The organism is Sphingobacterium sp. JUb20, from assembly GCF_004342035.1.
GTDB lineage: Bacteria > Bacteroidota > Bacteroidia > Sphingobacteriales > Sphingobacteriaceae > Sphingobacterium > Sphingobacterium anhuiense.
On sequence record NZ_SLYV01000012.1, the window covers coordinates 40,948 to 61,784 of the forward strand.

At 34.4% G+C, this 20,837-nt stretch carries 20 protein-coding genes; 4 read left to right on the top strand and 16 right to left on the bottom strand.

The features are described 5' to 3' along the window. Positions 1-7: 7 nt before the first annotated feature. The 7 genes from EDF66_RS19510 to EDF66_RS19540 all read right to left on the bottom strand — a co-directional run bounded on the left by EDF66_RS19510 (position 8) and on the right by EDF66_RS19540 (position 6,797). Positions 8-550, bottom strand: coding sequence for an inorganic diphosphatase (locus EDF66_RS19510; protein WP_021188159.1), 543 nt, complete (start codon positions 548-550; stop codon positions 8-10). Positions 551-555: 5 nt separating this feature from the next. Next, positions 556-1,206, bottom strand: a complete 651-nt coding sequence (locus EDF66_RS19515) for a DedA family protein (RefSeq protein ID WP_132772219.1) — start codon at positions 1,204-1,206, stop codon at positions 556-558. 176 nt (positions 1,207-1,382) lie between these two features. Then, entirely contained in the window at positions 1,383-1,796 is a 414-nt protein-coding gene (locus EDF66_RS19520) for an HIT family protein (protein WP_132844486.1), read from the bottom strand. 117 nt (positions 1,797-1,913) lie between these two features. Then, the gene (gene greA / locus EDF66_RS19525) at positions 1,914-2,387 is read right to left on the bottom strand and encodes a transcription elongation factor GreA (RefSeq protein WP_132772217.1); all 474 of its coding nucleotides are present in this window, start codon (positions 2,385-2,387) and stop codon (positions 1,914-1,916) included. Positions 2,388-2,529: 142 nt separating this feature from the next. Further along, complete coding sequence (locus EDF66_RS19530) at positions 2,530-3,228, bottom strand: response regulator transcription factor (RefSeq protein WP_132772215.1); 699 nt, start codon at positions 3,226-3,228, stop codon at positions 2,530-2,532. Positions 3,229-3,241: 13 nt separating this feature from the next. Next, a complete protein-coding gene (locus tag EDF66_RS19535; RefSeq protein ID WP_132844487.1) occupies positions 3,242-4,900 on the bottom strand; it encodes a sensor histidine kinase in 1,659 nt (552 codons plus the stop codon). Between the two features lie 7 nt (positions 4,901-4,907). Beyond that, positions 4,908-6,797: a prolyl oligopeptidase family serine peptidase gene (locus EDF66_RS19540; protein ID WP_132844489.1), complete on the bottom strand. Its 1,890-nt coding sequence runs from the start codon at positions 6,795-6,797 to the stop codon at positions 4,908-4,910. Positions 6,798-6,957: 160 nt separating this feature from the next. Between EDF66_RS19540 and EDF66_RS19545 the strand changes: the two genes are divergently transcribed. After that, a complete protein-coding gene (locus EDF66_RS19545) occupies positions 6,958-7,242 on the top strand; it encodes a DUF4286 family protein (protein WP_132844490.1) in 285 nt (94 codons plus the stop codon). 14 nt (positions 7,243-7,256) lie between these two features. Here the strand turns inward: EDF66_RS19545 and EDF66_RS19550 are convergent, their stop codons facing one another. The 6 genes from EDF66_RS19550 to EDF66_RS19575 all read right to left on the bottom strand — a co-directional run bounded on the left by EDF66_RS19550 (position 7,257) and on the right by EDF66_RS19575 (position 11,385). Next, entirely contained in the window at positions 7,257-7,667 is a 411-nt protein-coding gene (locus EDF66_RS19550) for a DUF983 domain-containing protein (RefSeq protein WP_132844492.1), read from the bottom strand. A 12-nt stretch (positions 7,668-7,679) separates the two neighbouring features. After that, the gene (locus EDF66_RS19555) at positions 7,680-7,949 is read right to left on the bottom strand and encodes a hypothetical protein (RefSeq protein ID WP_021188167.1); all 270 of its coding nucleotides are present in this window, start codon (positions 7,947-7,949) and stop codon (positions 7,680-7,682) included. Positions 7,950-7,992: 43 nt separating this feature from the next. After that, a complete protein-coding gene (locus EDF66_RS19560) occupies positions 7,993-8,688 on the bottom strand; it encodes an RluA family pseudouridine synthase (RefSeq protein ID WP_132844494.1) in 696 nt (231 codons plus the stop codon). Positions 8,689-8,841: 153 nt separating this feature from the next. Beyond that, positions 8,842-9,846 (bottom strand): MlaD family protein, encoded by a 1,005-nt coding sequence (locus tag EDF66_RS19565; protein WP_132844495.1) that lies wholly within the window; start codon positions 9,844-9,846, stop codon positions 8,842-8,844. A gap of 4 nt (positions 9,847-9,850) precedes the next feature. Then, entirely contained in the window at positions 9,851-10,624 is a 774-nt protein-coding gene (locus EDF66_RS19570; RefSeq protein WP_021188170.1) for an ABC transporter ATP-binding protein, read from the bottom strand. Between the two features lie 2 nt (positions 10,625-10,626). After that, positions 10,627-11,385, bottom strand: coding sequence for an MlaE family ABC transporter permease (locus EDF66_RS19575; protein ID WP_132772204.1), 759 nt, complete (start codon positions 11,383-11,385; stop codon positions 10,627-10,629). Positions 11,386-11,643: 258 nt separating this feature from the next. On the opposite strand from EDF66_RS19575, the gene EDF66_RS19580 reads away from it, so the two are divergent. From EDF66_RS19580 to EDF66_RS19590, 3 genes are all read left to right on the top strand, one after another. Then, complete coding sequence (locus EDF66_RS19580) at positions 11,644-13,140, top strand: DUF6600 domain-containing protein (RefSeq protein ID WP_132844497.1); 1,497 nt, start codon at positions 11,644-11,646, stop codon at positions 13,138-13,140. A gap of 148 nt (positions 13,141-13,288) precedes the next feature. Beyond that, positions 13,289-14,461, top strand: a complete 1,173-nt coding sequence (gene pncB / locus EDF66_RS19585; protein ID WP_132844499.1) for a nicotinate phosphoribosyltransferase — start codon at positions 13,289-13,291, stop codon at positions 14,459-14,461. Continuing rightward, entirely contained in the window at positions 14,454-15,155 is a 702-nt protein-coding gene (locus EDF66_RS19590; RefSeq protein WP_132844501.1) for a class I SAM-dependent methyltransferase, read from the top strand. The genes pncB and EDF66_RS19590 overlap by 8 nt, the downstream gene beginning before the upstream one ends. Positions 15,156-15,264: 109 nt before the next feature. On the opposite strand, the gene EDF66_RS19595 is transcribed toward EDF66_RS19590, so the two are convergent. From EDF66_RS19595 to EDF66_RS19605, 3 genes are all read right to left on the bottom strand, one after another. Beyond that, the gene (locus EDF66_RS19595) at positions 15,265-15,738 is read right to left on the bottom strand and encodes a hypothetical protein (protein WP_132844503.1); all 474 of its coding nucleotides are present in this window, start codon (positions 15,736-15,738) and stop codon (positions 15,265-15,267) included. Between the two features lie 67 nt (positions 15,739-15,805). Then, positions 15,806-17,404: a SusD/RagB family nutrient-binding outer membrane lipoprotein gene (locus tag EDF66_RS19600; RefSeq protein ID WP_132844504.1), complete on the bottom strand. Its 1,599-nt coding sequence runs from the start codon at positions 17,402-17,404 to the stop codon at positions 15,806-15,808. An 11-nt stretch (positions 17,405-17,415) separates the two neighbouring features. Further along, positions 17,416-20,772 carry a SusC/RagA family TonB-linked outer membrane protein gene (locus tag EDF66_RS19605; protein ID WP_243656095.1) on the bottom strand — a complete coding sequence of 1,119 codons (3,357 nt, stop codon included), beginning with the start codon at positions 20,770-20,772 and terminating at the stop codon, positions 17,416-17,418. Between the last annotated feature and the right edge of the window lie 65 nt (positions 20,773-20,837).

Here is a 20,837-nt window from a genome sequence, read left to right on the forward strand (position 1 = left end):
ATGGGGTTTATTTATTACCAAATTCTTTATTGTACAATTCTATACTATCCAATAGAATTTGTTGTGCAACTTCACGGCCTTGAACGCCTTCAACCACAACATTTTTCTTTTCTAATGCTTTGTAACTTTCAAAAAACTGAACAATTTCTTTCATACTATGTGGAGATAGTTGTTCAATATCTGTAATGTAATTGTACACAGGATCATTCTTAGCAACAGCAATGATTTTATCATCTTGCTCACCACCATCAACCATGTTCATCACACCAATGATTTGTGCTTCAACCAATGTCAAAGGAAGAATATCAACAGAACAGATTACCAAAATATCCAATGGATCTTTATCATCACAATATGTTTGTGGAATAAAACCATAGTTAGCAGGATACACTACAGAAGAACTCAAAACGCGATCTAATAATAAAAGACCAGTTTCTTTGTCTAATTCGTATTTTCCTTTTGAACCATTTGAAATTTCAATAATAGCATTTACTGAATTTGGCACATTTGTACCAGGAGATACTTTATGCCAAGGATTTTGTGTACTCATTTGATTTACTGTATATTTTGTTTGTTTTTATTTTCATTCATTTTACGTTTGATCAAAGCAATAACGATCGGCAGGAAGGCAATCGCAATCAATCCAACAATAATATATTCGACATAATTAATAATCCAAGGAAATTCTATTCCTAAGAAATAACCTGATAAAGTTAATAATAGTACCCAAAGCAATGCTCCAGATATATTAAAAATTACAAATTTCTTAAAATCGAGTTTAACAACGCCTGCAAAAATTGGTGCAAATGTACGCACTATAGGTACAAAGCGACCGATGATCAAAGCTGTACCACCATATTTATGGTAGAATTCTTCAGCCATAATAACGTATTTACGCTTAAAGATAAGGCTATCCTTACGTTTGAAAAGCATAGGACCGGCTCGATAACCAAACCAATATCCTGCAAAGTTTCCGAGTACGCCAGCTGCAATTAAACCTGCACAAAGCGTCACGATATCCACTTCAATTTTATTTAATGCACAAAATAGTCCAGCTAAAAATAACAAATAATCTCCCGGTAAAAAGAAACCAAAAAACAAACCCGTTTCAGCAAATACAATGAGTAAAACTAAATAAAAACCGCCAGAGCTTAATAATTCCTCTGGGTTCAGTAATTGTTGAAAAGACAACAAAAGATCTTGCATAATTTCTTTTTTACGTTTTCACTTACTTTGTGAAAAATGTCATTATAATATAATCCCTATCTATGACATTTCATATAGACATATAATTTCTATATAAGACTGCAAAGATATGATATATTATAGTCTTTTTTTATATTTATATTTAAAATACTACTTTTAGATGAGGTTGTTTTCGATTAATTATCAGTTGTAACATTGATAATTGACTCTTTAATTGTTTCCGCAATTTGGGTAAATTCTTCATGAGTAAGAGACAATCTAGGTCGAGAAAAATTTAAATCTGAAACATTATTTAACGGGACTAAATGGATATGAGCATGGGCTACTTCTAATCCGATAACAGCAACACCGACTTTCTTACAAGGGAAAACGCGTTTGATACCTTGAGCTACAATCTTTGAGAAAACCCAAAGTGCCATATATTCGTCGTCATTGATATCGAAAATATAATCGGTCTCACGCTTTGGAATGACCAAAACATGCCCCTCGGCTAATGGACTAACATCTAAAAATGCTAGAAAATCATTACTCTCAGCTACCTTATAAGCAGCAATCTCTCCTGACACTATTTTTGAAAAAATCGTAGACATATTTCAATTGTTTATAACCCAAATATAAAAAAAGGCTGCATGTAATGCAACCTTAAATGATGATATAACGTTTTATTAATATGCGGTTATGGCAAAACCGCACATAACCGATATAATTTATCTTGTAATTTCTATAATTTCGAATTCAATCTGACCTGCAGGAACATCGATTACAGCTACATCACCTTTAGATTTACCTAGTAAACCTTTGGCAATAGGAGACTTAACAGAAATCTTACCTTGCTTCATATCAGCTTCTGTTTCGGACACCAATTGATACGTCATTTCAGCGCCATTTTTCTTATTCTTGATCTTTACGATAGATAAGGCCAATACTTTTGATGTATCTAATTTGGATTCGTCAATCAAACGAGCTCCAGCTAGCGTATTTTCCAAGTTTGCAATCTTTGCTTCATGCATACCTTGCGCCTCTTTTGCAGCATCATATTCTGCATTCTCAGACAAATCACCTTTATCTCTTGCTTCAGCTATTGCATTCGAGATACTAGTTCTTCCTTCAGTTTTAAGATAGTGCAACTCTTCCTTGAGCTTTTGTAATCCCTCTGCGGTGTAATAAGTTACTTCTGCCATAATTATTGTTATTTGTTTTATCTTAATTATTCAAAAATGAAACAAGACCATGTTATCCTTGTCGGATAACATGGTCTCGCTGTCTATAATACGAAGGTAAGAATTGTTTTTAACAAAACAAATTCAAACCCATTAATTCATTTTAATTCTCTTCTTCATCAACAAATCTATACCCTAACCCCCTAACAGTCTGCAAGTAATAGGGTTTATCAGGATTCTTTTCGATCTTCTTCCTTAATCTAACCACATGCATGTCTAAGGTGCGTGTATTGACATTTGAACTGTACCCCCAAACGACTTCCATCAGCTCTTCGCGTGTTATTTCTTTACCTACATTTTGCAGAAAATGCAATAAAATACGATTCTCTAAAATTGTAAGTTCTATTTTCTTACCGTCTCTCACAAGTGAGTGAATGTTTGGCTGATGTTCAGTTTTACCAAAATGATAGATCTCAGGCGTATTTTTAGGTAAAAAGAAACGAACCTTATTTTCAATCATGGCGATTAATACGTCCATATTGAATGGCTTACTAATGTAATCCGTCACACCAAAGCTATAAGCTTCGATCTTATCAATATCTTGAGATTTAGCAGTCATCATGATAACAATATTTTCAAATCCTGCTTTACGTATATTTTCACAAATCTCGTTACCTTCCTTACCTGGCAACATCCAATCTAGCAATACAACATCTGGTTTTTTCTCTAAAATCAACTTTTCAGCCTCATTTCCATCCCCCGTTTGAACAACATTGTACCCTTCCGTTTCTAATCTGTGACGAACTAAAAAGCGTAGATTTTCATCATCTTCAATAACAGCTACAGTTATTTCTTTGCTCATAATTAATTATATTTTAAACTGAAAAAATGAGAGTAAAGGTAGTTCCTTTACCGATTTCACTTTTAACAGAAATTTCTCCCCCCATAAATTCTGTTATCTCTTTACAAAAGGCTAAACCCAAACCAATACTTCCTTGTTGATTGTATTGACTTTTGATCCGATAGAACTTCTTAAATATATTTGAAAACTCATTTTTATTTATACCTATTCCTTCGTCTCTAAAGATAATAACAAAATTCTTTTTATTTTGTTGTATTTTAATATCTAATACTTTCCTCTTTTGATCCGAATATTTATAGGCATTATCAATTAAATTTTGAAACACACTTGTTAATAATACAGGATCTGCAAGTAGACTGGATTTGACGTTAATTTCTTTTGTTATTTTAAAATCTGCATGTTTTAATTGTGTGGATGCCACAATATTATCGACAAATGTATTTAAATCAATTTCTTCTCTTTTAAGCTTGATTGTTTTATTTTCAATTTGACTAAATGACAATAATTTGTTCATCAAATTGTTCAGCCGATCTGATTCCTGATCCAATATGTTTCCATACATTATACGCTCTTCATCAGATAAATATTGTGCACTTTTAATATTGTTACCTGCTATTTTTATTACACTAACAGGGGTTTTAAACTCATGTGTCAAATTATTAATGAAATCGTATTGCAATTTAAACAGTCTACCATTAATTTCTAAATTACGGTAAATCAAATATAAAATGACTAATAAAATCAAATAAACTAATGAAATGCCCAGCACTATAGGTAGAAAACTACGATTCACTTCTTTTGAGATAAATGATTCGCTTGAATGAAATAACAATTTATAATCTGCCAGAGCTCCCGGTAAAAGCATTTCGGTCACATATTCTTTGACATCGGAGGTTACAGGAGCGCGTACGATAGGTACGACTTCAATTCTTTCATAAAGATTGGGATATATATTTTTAACATCTAATAGGGTCGGATCGACGCTAAAGACAAACATATCCTGTTCATAATTTACAATATGATCTAATTTTGTATCCATGATATCTTTATATACCAGTAGATCATTGATGCGCGGAATATTGAGATAAGTAATACGACCTGGTTGCGTGGAATAGAAAACACGAAGAATGTCGCGATCTGTTAATTTTGAGCTGGACTGCAATTTATCAATATAACTTGCCACCTTGATCCCCATACTGTTCAATTCCTCATTAAAAGGTCCCATTTCTTCACGTTTAGTGATATACCTTTTATCTAAACCGCGGTTATTAATTGTAAATATGGATAATGTTTTAGGTCTGATATTTAATCCGTTGATCGAAAAGCCGGCAAGTATTCTATTATCATTACTAAAAAGCATATCGTAAAATGCAATTTCTTTCACAAATGGATAAGAGCTTAGGACACTGTAAGCATATTTTCCTGCTTCCAAAGAATCCAGATATCCCTGATAAAAAGAAACTTCAGGGACACGATTTTGAAAAAAATCATTGAAGGGTACCAATGTTAAATCAAATACCTCCGATTTGCGATTCGTAAACTCATTATTAACGAGATTTACTGTATAATTTCTTGCTGCAAATATGACAACAAAATACAATAACGTAACGAAAGCAAAGAAGACAAAAAGCAAACCAAAATTCTTACGATAATTATAACCTGTTCCTCTCATCGCCCCACTATTTACCGATATATTTATCTAAAAATTTCTCTAGCTCCTGGTAATATTGAATGACATTTTCATCCTTTTTAAAAGTTCTACCCTCTTCTTCTTTCAATATATATTGTACAGGAATATTATTATTCTTGAGTTTCTGCACAAATTGATTGGCATCTGTTACCGAACTTAATCGATCCTTCCCGCCCTGCGCTATTAAAACTGGAATTTTGACACGATTGGAATGAAATACTGGAGAAATCTGCTTAAACATGCTCGATTCGCGAATTGGATTTCCAATTATCTGATAGTATTTTTGCAAATAGGGTTTTACATACGGTGGTATATCTCTAAAATATGTAAACAAGTTTGTATAGCCCGAATATGATACTGCACAGGCATACATATCAGAATTAAAACACGCTGCATGCAATGCTGAATATCCGCCAAAGCCCTTTCCAACAATAGCTATTCTATCTTTATCTGCAATTCCTTCTCTAATTAACCATTTTACACCGTCCGTAATATCATCTTGAATCTTACCGCCCCACTCTTTAAAACCTGCCGACCAAAATTCTTTACCGAAGCCTACTGAGCCACGATAGTTCATCTGAAACACTACAAAACCACGGTTAGCTAAAAATTGTGCTTCGTGATCAAAACCCCAAATTTCTCGCTGATTAGGTCCATCATGTGGCAACACAACAACAGGAAGGTTACTCCTATCTTCATGTAAAGGGTAAGTAATAAACCCTGTAATGATCTTACCATCGCGGGCTTGATATTTGACAGATTCTGTTTGCGATAACTCACGATCCTTCAAGTTAGGATTGTTATCGGTAAGTTTATGTAGTTCGTTATCCTGGCAATCAAAATAATAAATCGCACCAGGATTTGTGTCTGTATATGTTCTTATGATGATTTTATTAAAGGAAGAATCTGAGTCAATAATATCAAATTCTGATCCCTTTGCCTTTTCAGATATTTTTTTAAATATTTCTGCGATTTTATCATTGAAAAAAAATCTTTTCTTTTTTGAAAGTGTATAAGAGGCATACATCATTTCATTTGTATAAGAAGAATAACCACCCCAATCGAGATCGACTTCCTTATTATTAAAAACCTCGTATACTTCTTTCTTCTGCTCTAAATCATACTCAACTAACGACAGCTTGTCTCTGCCGATATTTGAAAGTGCGTAAATATTTGTTGTCGAGTTTTTAACGAAACCCATCGGTATAATAGTAGAAGCAAAATCATTTTTTAAGACCTGATGAAAGGGTTGCTCATTGTCTGCCCTATACATCATTGATTCTTCCACACTATCATTAGCCATGACAAGGCGCACTTGGCCATCCTGAGAAAGATACCAGGAGTTAATGTTTCCTGGATTTTGAAGAATCATCTCGGATTTCCGCCCATCAATAAATAACTTATGAAGATCGAACGTTGAAGAATCTCGATCATTAATAGCAACTATAATTCCATTATCATATAATCGCGCAGGCTGTACCCAACGAAATTTTGCTTTCATGGGTTTAATCAATGGCTGAAGGGCGTCCGTAAAAATATTTACAGCATATAGTCTTAGGCTGTCATTAGAGGTTTGTTCTATAGAAAATATAATCTCTTCATCATCTCCCCAAACAAAACTATTAACATTCATATCATTTTGATACGTCAATTGCTTGGAACTGTCCTGATTATTTAAGTTTAATAAAAAAATATTCTTGCAATGATTATCCAAACCGATATAAGCGATATAATTACCATCGGGAGAAATTTTAAAAGATGTTTTTTCAGGAGTTGAAAAAAAACTTTCAATAGGTATACGTTCCGTTTTATTATTCGAACAGCTAATGCCTAGAAACAGCAAGGTAATTAATATAGAAAATGTAATATATGCGCGCATAAACAAACTCATTCGTCAACCTACTCAAAGATTAAAATTAATTAGCAATAACAAATCATGTGCAACTTTATTTTTACAAGAACAGCTAACATTTATTGTACCACGATAATATACAGATATATATTTCAATAAGGCAATTAAAGTTCATATTTTTGCACTTATGTATTTATATAACATATCCATCATATCAGAAGAATCTGTACATCAGGAAATAGTTTCCTGGATAAAAGAAAATCTTCTAAGCAGTACTAATTTCAATCCTCGTTTTTTGGAAATGCTTAATTCTCCTCATGAAGGAGTAACATACTGTATTCAGATACAGGTTTCCAGCGAAGAGGACATTGCACAATTTCAGCAAGATCATCTCAGCCATTTACAGCATGAAATTTCATCCAATTATAAGGATAAAGCTTTCATCTTTGACAGTACAATGAAATACTTGTAAAAATAAGAGCGATACTAAATATCGCTCTTATTTTTATTTTCTTCTAAAAGTTCCCACTTGGGATCATAAACAATTTTTGGAGTCATGTAATGCAATAATATCAATCTTGAATAACGAAAGTTAAATGGAGAAAAGATTATGATTGTTGCAAAAAGGACTACCATATACGTCCACGGGGACTCACTTCCTGTTAATACTGCTGTTGCCAAAGCAAATGTTACAACTTCAGCCACCGACATCGCGTAACTGACATACATGGCCGCATAAAAATAACCTGGCTCGATTTCGAAAGTCAAATTACAAACGGGACATACATCATTTGTTTTTTGTTTACGTAAACCATAGGCAGGTCCGACAAACATATTTCCGACATGACATCTTGGACATTTTGAATGTACAAGCGCATGAATTTTAGATGTTGGCATATCTTATTAATTTTAAAGAATTTTTTCCTGAGATTTATTCGACTTTACAGTACGATATTTTTTATACCATAGAAAGCCCAAACCTGCGGCTGCCAAATAAGGAATGACAAGCAAAAATAAGATTCCATCATTTAAGCCTTTACCTTGTGTATTGCCGTTCTGAGTAGAATTTTCAGCATTTAAGGAACACATAGCACACTGGGCATATACTGAACTGATTGGTGTTACCGTAATCGTGCAAAACAGAACAATTGTAACTAGCAAATACTTAAGCGTTTTCATAATACAAAGATACTTAAAAAATTAAGATTATTTTACAGCTACTCTAGTCATTAAACTTAGAAAACTTCTCCCAGAAACCGTCATGCTGTAATGGAGCCTTTAATGTAATCGTCTCTTTTTTGATTGGGTGAACAAAAGTAAGTGATCTGGAATGAAGACAGATACTACCCTTTGAGCTGCCCCGAGGGTACCCGTATTTATTGTCACCGACTATAGGGCACCCCATCGTGGATAATTGCACCCGAATCTGATGAGTTCGTCCTGTTAATGGCTCAACTTTTAATAAATGAAAACCATTCATTTCACCGATCAAAGTATAATCCAATTCGGCATAGCTGCTTTCTTTCACTTCCTTATTAAAAGCTTTTGTTACCATTTTTTCACGATTTCGCACAAGCCAATTGATCAATTTACCGGCAGGTTCTTGTGGACGTTGTCTCACAACTGCAAGGTAAGTTTTTTTTACCTGTCTATCTTTAAACAGTTTATTCATACGTTCTAATGCTTTGCTTGTTTTTGCAAAAACGATTAATCCGCTAACAGGCCTATCAAGACGATGAATAACTCCTAAAAAGGCTTCATTAGGTTTATTGTATTTATATTTTAAATACTCTTTAACCATATCTTCTAAAGACTTATCACCGGTGTCGTCTACCTGAACAATATCTCCTGCCCTTTTATTGATTGCGATGAGGTGGTTATCTTCATAGATAACATCTCTATCTGTAATATTATGCATTTAGTTAAAATAAAATCTTACAATAATAATCCATATGCAAGAGATCTTGCCTATGTATAAAGGCAAAGATACACCTAATCAGAATAGCTTAAAAAAGTAAAGGGCGATTTTCGAAGAAAATTGCCCTTTACTTTTTTAAATATATTAAAATTTCTATTTCACTGAATCTTTCAATTCTAATTCAGCTGCCTTTTTTGCTTCTTTGTCCTTCTTCTTAAAGAAACCTCTCAATAAGAAATTACTTTGCAAAGCTTCCATGTTTTGATCCAATTTAGCTGTACTGTTATTTAAATTACGAACGGCCTCTCTAAGCTCATTACCAACCGCTGGATCATTGATCAATGTACCAATCGCATTATCTTTACTACTTAATTTACTTGAAGCAGTATTTAAATTTGTCATCAGTGCATTAGCTGTCTGTGAAACGCCCTGTAGTTGCGCTGCAGAAGCTCTTAAGCTAGCAAAAACTGCTGTATCTGTAGTCAGATCGTGAACTAAGCCTTTATTCGAATTTAATTTTTCTGTCAATAGAACAAGGTTAGATGTTGCTTTATTTGTACTGGCCATAACCTGACTGATCGACTGCAAAGACATATGAAGGGAAGATAACATGGCTGTATCTGTCAATAAAGATCCAACTACACCACGTCCTTCAACTAAACCACGTGAAATTTCAACAAAATCTGTTGTAATTTTTGCCAAGTTTTGGTTATTAAGCTGTAGGGTTTCCATCATTGCTTCCATGTCTGCGGCTTTCGCAGAACGAAGAAAATCATTAGCTTCAATTGATGGCGCATTTTGAGAACCACCTGAAATCACAATGATTTTATTACCAATAAGACCATCTGATCCTAATTTTGTAATTGCATCTTTACGGATATATTCAGCTGATTTTTCTTCAATGGTCATAACAACCTCAACATCCTGTAAATTTTTAAAATGAATATTCTTTATAATCCCCACTTTAACACCTGAAAACCAAACATTACTACCTACTTTTAAGCCTGCAACATCAGGGAAAGACGTAGCAATTTCGAAAGTTTTAGTAAATTTCTTCTGTTGACTCCCCAGTATAAATATACCTGCAATCAGAATAGCTAATCCTATAAATACGAATAATCCAACTATTACTGCTCTCTTATTTTCTACTTTGCTCATTTATTTAAACAATAAAATTATAATCATAAAACGCTTTAACTCGCGCATCATCTGTTTCAAATATTTCCTTAAAAGATCCCTGTCTTTCAAATTTACCATCTAGTAACATCACAATACGATCTCCTACCGATCGAGCACAAGCTAAATCATGTGTGATGATAATGGATGATGTTTTATACCTTTCTTGGACTTCGTTAATAAGACTATTAATATCTAAACAGGTTATTGGATCCAATCCTGCTGTTGGCTCATCATACATCATGATATCCGGGCGTAAAATTAATGTACGTGCAATACCGATTCTTTTACGCTGTCCACCAGATAATTCAGATGGCATTTGATTGATTGCCTGTGATAGTCCCACACCTTCTAGCACATCTTCCACCTCTTTATTGATTTCAGCACGTGTAAGATTTCTTTTATTACGAATCAATGGAAATTCAAGATTTTCACGTACCGTCATACTATCGTACAAAGCGCTATTTTGAAATGAAAATCCTATACGCAACCGCAACTTCATCAACTCATGGTTATCCAAATCATTAACAGAATTTCCAAGAACTTCAATACTACCCACATCAGGCTGTAAAAGTCCAGCAATAAGTTTTATTAATACGGATTTACCAGTACCAGAACGTCCTAAAACAACTAAGTTTTCCCCCCGGTACAAGTCTAAATCAACATTTCTTAATACATGGTTCTCTCCGAATGATTTACTAACACCGCGTATTGTAATGACAGAATCTTGATAATCGATATGTGTTTTTACTTTTTCCATCACTAATTTATTATTGATAAAATTTGTACGATGATAATTTCTTCAATAAAAACCAAAAACATGGAAGCTACAACAGCGGCATTAGCCGCTTTACCAACCCCCTCAGTTCCTTTTGAAGAATAATATCCACAATAACAACTTACTGCACCGATAGTAAAACCAAATACAATAGCTCTAAAAACCATTGCCCATAAATCCTGATAACCAATTGTTTCGAAGACTTGTGTAAAGAAACTTAAAAAGCTTAGATCATCTTTGGATGCCATACTCAGGTAACCACCAAGAAGTCCGATTCCCGCAACATAAAAACATAAAATAGGAATACCTATTGTTGTCGCTATAATACGACTTACAATTAAAAATTTAAATGGGTTTGTTCCCGAAACTTCCATCGCATCAATTTGTTCGGTAACATTCATCGAACTCAATTCAGCTCCAACCTGCGAACCAATTTTTCCAGATGCAATCAGTGCCGTTACCAGCGGGGCTAACGCCCGAACAATAGCAATGGAAATCAATGAAGGTAACATAGAGGTTGCTCCAAACTCTTCCAATGAAGGTCGTGATTGTTTAGAAAAAACAAATCCCACAATAAAACCCGTTAAACTGATTAAGGGTAATGATTTCCATCCAATTTCAAAACATTGACGTATTATTTCCTTAAATTCATAAGGAGGTGTGACAAGTTCTTTCCAGAATCGAATTAAGAATCGATGGATATTTGCGAATTCAGTAAAAAATGATCGAAGTTTATTTAACATTCAAATAAATATTTCCTGTGTACAATATTTTATGACACGATTGAAGGGATAAAGGTACAAAAAATAGGTAATTATTATCAAACCATAATCACTTAGTTTCCGCTTAAGTTTTCTTACAGCCCTAGAAAACAACAAAATAATCTGGAATAAGTTTTGTCTACATAAAAAACAAATCACTGATTAAACCATATGTATATTATAGGTGTCATACCTACAAAATAAAGAACTATTTTTCACGATCGATAAAAAAGAAATATCATGAAAAAAATTAAATATATAAAATTAATCGCATTAGCAGTTTTTAGTATCCTGTTTTTTGCGACGCCTAAATCTTCGTTAGCACAACGTGGATATTCTAATTATAACAGTGGTGTTTCTTTTCAAACATTTTATGATGAACTAGCGCCTTATGGTGACTGGGTAAATGACCGCAATTATGGTTATATGTGGATACCTGATGTAGGTCCTAATTTCCAGCCATATTCAACAAATGGATACTGGACCATGACTGAATATGGAAATACGTGGGTATCAAATTATTCTTGGGGCTGGGCACCATTCCATTATGGTAGATGGGAATACAACAACAACTATGGTTGGGCATGGATTCCAGATTATGAGTGGGGACCTGCTTGGGTAAATTGGAGAGAAGGATCTGGTTATTATGGCTGGGCACCTTTAGGGATTAATATTTCGATCAACCTTCCTATGAATTTATGGGTATTTGTTGGATCATCTAACATCTATAGCAATAGACTAGATCGTTACTATGTTCACCCTCGTAATTATAATAATTTTTATAATAGAACTACAATTATCAATAATACGATTATCATCAATAATAAAAACTATTATGGTGGTCCAAGAAGATCAGATATTGAGAGAAGTACAGGAAGACGTGTAAGCGTAAGAAGTATTAATAATTCTGATAGACCTGGTGCATCACGTGTAACGCGTAGCAGTGTTGATATCTATCGTCCAAATGTGGATCGTAATTCAAGAACTGATGCAAGACCAAGCCGAGTTGCTGAAGTTTCATCACGTACACGCAGCAATAATACATCTCTACAAAATAGAAATGATCGGGTGATATCTACAAGAGATAATATGACCAGTACGAGAGGTAGTCGCGAATTGTATATTGACAATAGCGGAAATGCTACTGTTAGATCGAGAGAAAATGGATCAACAGATAGATCAAGAGGCAATAATAGTACAATTGATAGAACAGATGGCCGTATAAACAATAATGGTGGTAGCACAAGAAGTAACTCATCTAATACAGATAATGGTTCTTCGAATACCAGAAACACCCGGGAGAGAGTACAATCTATCGATAATAATAATAATAATAATAACAATACTTCAGTTCGTACAGAAAGGCCTACAAGAAATACAAATACAGTAGAACAATCTAGAACTGAGCGACCAGCTAGGGTCCAAACTAGTACAAACAATGAAACTAGAAGTAGCAGAACTGCCCCTACGAACACAGAGCGACCAGCTAGAGTACAGGAAACTTCAAACAACGAAACTAGAAGTAGCAGAACTGCGCCTACGAATACAGAACGACCTGCAAGGGTTCAGTCAACTTCTAACAACGAAAGTAGAAGTAGTAGAACTGCCCCTTCAACCAATACGGAACGACCTGCGAGAGCACAGTCAAATAGTGTGGAAAGAAGTAATAATAGTACCAATGAAAGAAGCTCAACACAGTCGGGAGCTACCAGAAGCGGCAGTACACGTACAAGATAAGAATTGAAATAATTATATGGAGAGGCTTAGTAATGATACTAAGCCTCTTTTTTATGAATAAGACACAAATTGGATTTTCCGAACAATTACTTTAAATTGATGTTAATTATTAAATTTACATTCTTATTCACTTTATATTAAGAAGCCAATGGCTCAACTAACATCCATACTAGACAACGACTTTTATAAGTTCACGATGCAATATGCTGTTGTCAAGTTATTTCCAAAAGCAAAGGCTCGATACCAATTCATTAATCGCGGTCAACATAAATTTCCGCTCGGATTTGATAAAAAACTAAGAGAGGCAATCGATGCGATGGCAAATCTAAAATTGAGCAAAGCTGAAAAAACATTTTTTGCTCAAAATTGCCCATATATTGACCCTACTTACTTTGACTTCTTACAGGGCTATCGCTATGATCCTGATGAGATCAGTATCATTCAAAATGGCGAAGATTTAGAAGTTAAAATTGAAGGATATTGGTATCGTACCATTCTATGGGAAGTTCCGATCATGGCTTTAATATGTGAACTTTATTACGAAATAACTGAACAGAAGCGCTTAACGAATGAACAGGTTATTGATGATGCTAAAACTAAAATTGAAAAATATAAGAAATTAAATATTACAATCGCAGATTTTGGTACAAGGAGAAGACATTCTTTTCAGGTTCACAAACTTGTCGTAGAAACATTAAAAGAATATGGGGGTGGTACTTTTATCGGAACGAGTAATGTTCTTCTTGCTATGCAATATCAAATTAAACCTATTGGCACACATGCTCATGAATGGTTTATGTTTCATGCAGCCAAGTATGGTTATAAAATGGCAAATTTGCTTGGTCTCGAGCATTGGGCCGATGTATACAGAGGTGACTTGGGTATCGCGCTATCTGACACGTATACAACAGAAGTATTCTTTAGACAATTTGACAAAAAACTCACCAAATTATTTGATGGTGTACGACATGACAGCGGAGATCCTATAGAGTTCGCTGAAAAAATCATTTCACATTATGTCAATAAAGGAATCGATCCTTTATCGAAAACCATCATATTTTCGGACGGTTTAGATTATGATAAAGTGGCTCATATAACGCAGTATTGTAAAGGCAAAATTGGACATTCATTTGGAGTGGGTACCAACTTCACTAATGATGTTGGCCTGACACAAATGAATATAGTGATTAAAATGACTGAAACACAACCAGAAGATGATGAATGGACGCAGGTAATTAAATTATCGGATGAACCTAAAAAGAACACTGGAGATCCAGCGACCATCAAATTAGCAAAACAAATATTAATGATACATGACTAGAGATATTTACGGCGAAGCCCTAAACGATTATTACATTCATCAAAAAGAGGTAGCGCCTCTGCTGTTACACAGTAGTTATGGTGATATTGAAGAAATGCCCGTTGATATATTTTTTCGCGACGAAGACGAGATTCCTGAACTGGAATTTATTGCACTTTCCCTATGTGATGGACGTGTTTTAGATGTGGGCGCTGGCGTAGGTTGTCACACATTGTATTTGCAAGACAAAAATTTCGACGTTGAAGCACTTGAAGTATCGAACATCGCCTGTCAGATCATGCAACAGAGAGGGGTTCAAAAAATACATCATAACGATTTTTATCAATTCAAAGATCATAAATATGATACTCTCTTGTTCTTGATGAATGGAATTGGATTAGCAGGCGATATAGAAGGCTTTAAAAACCTTTTGATTCATGCTGAATCTATATTGACAGATCGTGGACAGCTTATCTTTGATACGTCAAACATCGAGTATCTTTATGAAGAGTATAAAATAAAACGACCTGATCACTATTTTGGAGAGATAAATTATCAATATCAATATCAGGGAAATTTTGGGGACAAATTCAAGTGGCTATATCTGGATCAAAAGATGCTCATTAAAATTGCACATGAATTAAACTGGGTAGTACAAATTCTATTTGAAGATGAACACGACCAATATTTAGTTCGTATGGAAAAGAGAAAATAGTGCCCACTTAATTAGATACAACAAAGCCTTTCGGAAATATTGCGAAAGGCTTTGTTTTTTAATAAGTAGCAATTTTAAATACGATTACCAACCTAATAATTAAAATGGGCTATTTAAGCTTGATATAGGTTTCAATTATTATTTGTTTAACACCTAATTCTGGAAGATTTTCTTCGCCTTTTTGAATAAGCGTATCTCCTTTTTGAGTTAGCTCAAAATCAAAAGTATTATTTTCCCAGTCGCGCATGGTGCAATACTGTAAATGTTCTTTATATTTATTACCAATTAGTGTATATGTACCTCCTCCCGAGACAAATAATGGTTCTTTTCCTTTCCCTTTCTCTTTATCGTGATTAAAAAAAGAAAAGTGATCTCCATTAAACATCTTAAACATCTCTGTTTTTGATGTATCTGTAAAAGCAAGAATCGTGTCTGTTCCTTTTATGGTTTTACTTTCAAGTAAACGATAGGTTCCTGCAATATTTTGTATATTTTCTGCAGGTTTATCAGACTTTGGCGCACATGATGAACATGCAGCAACAAATGACAAAATGATTAACTTTTGATTTATTAGGTTTTTCATAAAATGGTTTTTTATTTTAACAGAGATCAAAGTTGTCGCATCTGATCTCTGTTAAAGATGCAAGAAATTACTTATCCCACCAAACACGGCCTGTCAATTTATCTCCACCAGTTACTGCATTTGAAGCTGCTTTATAATTTTCCGGATTCTCCGCTGCCTCCATTACTGGGTAAGGAAATCTTCTCGGGATAGTTCCTCCTGTAGCATTTCCAGGATAATTACCTATAGAAATTAAAATAGGATATCCTGTTCTTCTCCAATTACTCCAAGTTTCATAAAAATCGAGCATTGTGATAGTATGTGCCCAATATTGGGAATTAATTTGGTTAAGTGCATCATTTGCATTGAAAGGATTTTTTACAATGTACTCTTCTGCCTCTGCTTCAGAAATGCCTAATGTTGAACTATACTGATTTAAATATGTAAGTCCCGCTTTAACTCCATTTTTATAATGCTGTGATGCACTACCGCCTATACTCCATCTCTGAGCTGCCTCGGCCCATAGAAGTTCTGTTTCAGCATATGTTAGAATAAATGTAGGTGCCTCTCTTTTGATCATTTCAGGGTGAGCCGAAGAGTATTCATCCATTTTTGTAAAATTAGGATCACTTGCAATATTGTATTCTGGTTTAGCGCCTAAATCTTTACCATTTGGCATTCCTTTCTGTTTTGCTACATCAGTAATAAAACTTGCATTCTGATCTTTATTCCCGTCAGATAAATATAATTTAGTCACAGCTATTTTAGCAAGCCTTGGATCATTTGATTTTTTTAAGAAATCGATAAAGGTTTTGGACCATTTGGTATAAAAATGCTCTTGCCCTCCATCACCTAATAACACTTGGCTATTTCTATTTTGAGTGACGCGTGCACCAGAAGTTTCATGTTTTAGATAAGCATTGTCATCATTAGACGTCATGGTCTTATTAATAACTTTATTCGCATATTCTTTTGCTTTATTTTCATCGACCTTAATTAGACGCATTGCTAGACGTAATATAAATGAATTTCCAAACTTCTTCCATTTATTGATATCACCTCTATATATTACATCTCCTACTAAATTTTCATTAGATGCTGTTAATGCATTAGTAGCTTCATCCACTTCCTTTAAAAGATCATTATAAATATCTTGTTGTTTATCATATTTAGGAGTATATATTTTACCATGATAACCTAGACCTGCTTCAGAATAAGGAATATCTCCGTACAAATCAGTCAGTCTTGCAAAAATTAAAGCTTTCCAGATTCTTGCTATCTGATGCAAATTGTTATACTCCGGTTTTCCTTTTGTATTGTATACCAGATCAGCAATATTGCGCACTTGCTCAGAATAAGCGCCGACAGCAGATGTACCCCAATAAGCAGTTGTATATGCTTCATTTAAAATATATTTATCTCCAGCCCAATAACTCACCACTGTAGAAAAACCCTGCATCATTGTAGACGCATAAATTAAATTTGCTCTCCAAGTATCGTAAGCGAAATCGGTACTTCCTGTATAGGTCAACTGTGATGTTGATAGCAAATAATTAGGATTAAAATTCTCATTGGTATATGCATTAGGGTCTGTGTTGATTTTTTCAAAATCTTTTGTACAACTTCCTGCACTTAGCAATAGTGTAACTGCTAAACCCGATATAATTGGTTTAAATATTTTTCTCATTGTAAACTTCATTAAAATTTAACACTTAAATTAGCACCAAACGTCCGTACTGCAGGTACTCCACCTAACTCCAAACCAGGAAATGTTGCATTGTAACTTGATTCAGGATCTATATTATCCGTTTTCTTCATCAGCACAAATAAGTTACGGCCTACAGCACTAACATTAAGTGATTTAATTCTATTATTAAACATTTTAACAGGGAAATTATAACCAATTACAACTTGTCTCAATTTTATAAAATCTGAACTTTGAACAAAGTTTTTTGAAACGTTATTTGCAACATTCGTATAGTAAGCAGCTGCATTTGTCCCTAAAGATTCACGATTATCCAATGTTGCTTTATGTAATCCGTTGATGTATCCATAATAATTAGTTGCTGAAAACAATTTACCGCCCCATTTTCCATCAATCAGGAACGAAACATTTAAATTTTTATAACTGAATTCATTATTCCAGCCTGCAAACCATTTATTCATAGCAGACCCATAGGCTTCCAAATCACCTCGCGCTGGTGATTTCGCATCATCATCCAGTAATACGATATTCCCATTTGCATCGTATTTATTATCAAATGCCATTACCTGATGAATAGATTTACCGACTATTATTGAAGTAAAACCTACTCCTGAACGAGAAGTTGCAATCGTTAATGGATTACTCTCATCAATACCATCCGCTAAAGAAAGTACTTTATTATCATTAAAAGATCCATTTAAAGTTGACACCCATTTAAAGTGATCATTCTTAATAATTGTCGCAGAAAGTAAAGCTTCAAATCCCTGATTTTGCATTTCACCAGCATTTAAAACTGCGGCAGAATATCCTGAAGTAGTTGCCACCTTTACATAAGTAATCTCATTTTTCGATTTTTTATTATACCATGTCAAATCCAAATTTACACGATCATTAAAAAGACGTAATTCTGTACCAATTTCAAGTTCTTTTGCCGTAGATGGTAATAGCGAAGAATTTGGAATGTTAACATTTGAAATAATTCCAAGAGGTTTACCCTGTAAAGACTCGCTCCTTAATCCGTAAGTCAACATGGTTTGAAAAGGATCTGTAGCTTGTCCTACTTGTGCAAAACCTGCTCTTAACTTACCGAAACTTAACCATGATGGTTTTAAATATTCAGAAAAAATAAATGATGTAGAGATCGACGGATATACAGAATTTAATTTATTATCCTTGCCGGGGGAAGCCAAAGTTGAGAACCAATCTGAACGCACACTTCCATTTAAGTAAAGAACGTCTTTGTAAGCAAACTCCATTGTACCATAAACCGACTGCATTTCATTTTGATAATAGCCCAAAGCGATCGATTTATTTAATGCATTACTTATTGTATAAACAAATGGAACGGCAAAATCTACTCCATTATTGGTTGTCTGTTGAGATTCAGTATTACGGTATGCAGCTCCAACATTGGGAGTTATCGAATAATCTCCAAATTGAAATGATTTACCAAGTAATATGTCTGTATTAATGTCAACAAATTTTGTATTCTGTTCACTAATCTTACCAGTAGCGTAATAAGCTGTACCTGTAGGCAATACATTTGTATATTGATCGTTATAGCCATCCCTACCTGCGCGTCCTTGGATAAATAAGCCATTAATAAATGTATATTTTGCAGCTATTGAACTTATTGAGCGATCACGCTTTGTATTATTTTGAAATTCATAAGCGGCAAACCATGGATTAGTAGCATATACATTTCCTGTATTGAACGCAACTTCATTACCATGCTCATCTTTCCACGGTTTTAAGTCATCTACATTGACACTTGTTGGAATAAACATTGCATTAAAATTAGCATTCCCTGCACCATCCGAAAGCATGGGTCTATTTTTCACCTGCTCATAGATTAAATTAACACGAGCGTCAATCGTCAACCTTTTGATCGGTTCAAACATACCTGCCAGATTAAATGACTGCCTATCTAAACCAGAATTAGGAACCACCGATTTATTTTTAACATCAGATGCTGATAAACGGATCGAGCCACCATCGAAGCTCTTGTTTAGAGCAAGCGTATTGGTCCAAGTACTACCTGATCTATAAAAACGATCTAAATTTCCCTTTTGTAAGGAATATGGTCTTTCTTTACCATCAAATTGAACAACAGGTGTACCATCTAATTTTGCTCCCCAACTGGAACTACCGACTTGAGCGGCTGCTTTTTGACTATTTGGCTTTACACCACTAGCCCCTTGCCCATAAATTGTTTGCCAATCTGTTTGGTCAATTATTTGTTCTCCAACAAAGTTACTATTGAAATCAATTGAATTACCTTTTCCAGATTTAGTTGTGATCAAAATTACACCTGCTTTAGCACGTGCACCATACAATGCTGAAGCCGCGGCTCCTTTTAATACTGAAATACTTTCAATATCGTCTGGATTTATATTACTAATGGCATCTCCAAGATCTGGTGCATTGTCCCACTGGCTTCCAGAATTACCTTTTGAATTGGTATTTCCAACACCTACAGGTTTATTTTCCATGGGAATACCATTAATAACATATAACGGTTGATTCGTCTGACTTATACTGGAAATACCACGAATCGTTACATTCGTAGCGGCTCCTGCTCCCCCAGAAGTACTGCCGATATCCAAACCAGCAACCTTCCCAACTAAGGCATTTACAACATTATTTTCACGCGCTTGCGTCAACGATTCACCTTGAACCTGAGTAACCGAATAACCTAAAGAACGTTTCTCTTTTTTCATACCTAAGGCAGTTACAACAACTTCATTCAGCATACGATTATCTTCCGTCAAAACGATTTTAATAGAAGTATCATTACCCAGAACCGGCTCCTCTGAGTTATATCCTGCAAATGAAACAACAAGTGTATTTCCCGTCAGTGCATTAATGGAAAACTTACCGTTTAAATCAGTAGCTCTTGCTACTGTGGAACCTTTAACACGAACTGTGGCTCCTACGAGTGGGTTTCCTTTTTCATCTGTTACAACACCATCATAAACTTTATTCTGTTGCTGACTGACAACCACCAAGCCCTCGTTTGAGATACTATATGTAAGACCAGTCTTATTAAATAATTTGGCTAAAATATCCGTAACTCGTCCATTCTCAACCTGCATGGAAACCTCCTTATTCAGATTGTCGTTACTTGAGCCATAGACGAAGTAATAGTCACTTTTTTCTTCAATCATTTTAAGTACTCTGCTCAATTTTGTTTTTTGGACATCAAGCGATACTTTTTGTTGGGAATAAACATTAGCCGAAACATTCATTACGACAAATGCACTCATAATCAAGGTTAGTTTCATCCGTATAATGAATCTAAAATGCACAATGTAGCCATTACGCATTTGCAATAAGCAATTTTTTATCATACTTTAGTATTAGGTTTAAAATTCAATAAAGAGCAGCACGTTTTTCCAGAATTGCTGCTTAAGAA

What these genes read in the sequence shown, in the direction of transcription:
- EDF66_RS19515 (WP_132772219.1), bottom strand. Translation starts at nt 1,206, where the DNA reads ATGCAAGATCTTTTGTTGTCTTTTCAACAATTACTGAACCCAGAGGAA.
- EDF66_RS19595 (WP_132844503.1), bottom strand. Translation starts at nt 15,738, where the DNA reads ATGAAAAACCTAATAAATCAAAAGTTAATCATTTTGTCATTTGTTGCT.
- EDF66_RS19600 (WP_132844504.1), bottom strand. Translation starts at nt 17,404, where the DNA reads ATGAGAAAAATATTTAAACCAATTATATCGGGTTTAGCAGTTACACTA.
- EDF66_RS19510 (WP_021188159.1), bottom strand. Translation starts at nt 550, where the DNA reads ATGAGTACACAAAATCCTTGGCATAAAGTATCTCCTGGTACAAATGTG.
- EDF66_RS19575 (WP_132772204.1), bottom strand. Translation starts at nt 11,385, where the DNA reads ATGTTAAATAAACTTCGATCATTTTTTACTGAATTCGCAAATATCCAT.
- EDF66_RS19530 (WP_132772215.1), bottom strand. Translation starts at nt 3,228, where the DNA reads ATGAGCAAAGAAATAACTGTAGCTGTTATTGAAGATGATGAAAATCTA.
- EDF66_RS19520 (WP_132844486.1), bottom strand. Translation starts at nt 1,796, where the DNA reads ATGTCTACGATTTTTTCAAAAATAGTGTCAGGAGAGATTGCTGCTTAT.
- EDF66_RS19540 (WP_132844489.1), bottom strand. Translation starts at nt 6,797, where the DNA reads ATGCGCGCATATATTACATTTTCTATATTAATTACCTTGCTGTTTCTA.
- EDF66_RS19580 (WP_132844497.1), top strand. Translation starts at nt 11,644, where the DNA reads ATGAAAAAAATTAAATATATAAAATTAATCGCATTAGCAGTTTTTAGT.
- EDF66_RS19550 (WP_132844492.1), bottom strand. Translation starts at nt 7,667, where the DNA reads ATGCCAACATCTAAAATTCATGCGCTTGTACATTCAAAATGTCCAAGA.
- EDF66_RS19565 (WP_132844495.1), bottom strand. Translation starts at nt 9,846, where the DNA reads ATGAGCAAAGTAGAAAATAAGAGAGCAGTAATAGTTGGATTATTCGTA.
- EDF66_RS19555 (WP_021188167.1), bottom strand. Translation starts at nt 7,949, where the DNA reads ATGAAAACGCTTAAGTATTTGCTAGTTACAATTGTTCTGTTTTGCACG.
- EDF66_RS19545 (WP_132844490.1), top strand. Translation starts at nt 6,958, where the DNA reads ATGTATTTATATAACATATCCATCATATCAGAAGAATCTGTACATCAG.
- pncB (WP_132844499.1), top strand. Translation starts at nt 13,289, where the DNA reads ATGGCTCAACTAACATCCATACTAGACAACGACTTTTATAAGTTCACG.
- EDF66_RS19560 (WP_132844494.1), bottom strand. Translation starts at nt 8,688, where the DNA reads ATGCATAATATTACAGATAGAGATGTTATCTATGAAGATAACCACCTC.
- EDF66_RS19590 (WP_132844501.1), top strand. Translation starts at nt 14,454, where the DNA reads ATGACTAGAGATATTTACGGCGAAGCCCTAAACGATTATTACATTCAT.
- EDF66_RS19535 (WP_132844487.1), bottom strand. Translation starts at nt 4,900, where the DNA reads ATGAGAGGAACAGGTTATAATTATCGTAAGAATTTTGGTTTGCTTTTT.
- greA (WP_132772217.1), bottom strand. Translation starts at nt 2,387, where the DNA reads ATGGCAGAAGTAACTTATTACACCGCAGAGGGATTACAAAAGCTCAAG.
- EDF66_RS19570 (WP_021188170.1), bottom strand. Translation starts at nt 10,624, where the DNA reads ATGGAAAAAGTAAAAACACATATCGATTATCAAGATTCTGTCATTACA.
- EDF66_RS19605 (WP_243656095.1), bottom strand. Translation starts at nt 20,772, where the DNA reads ATGATAAAAAATTGCTTATTGCAAATGCGTAATGGCTACATTGTGCAT.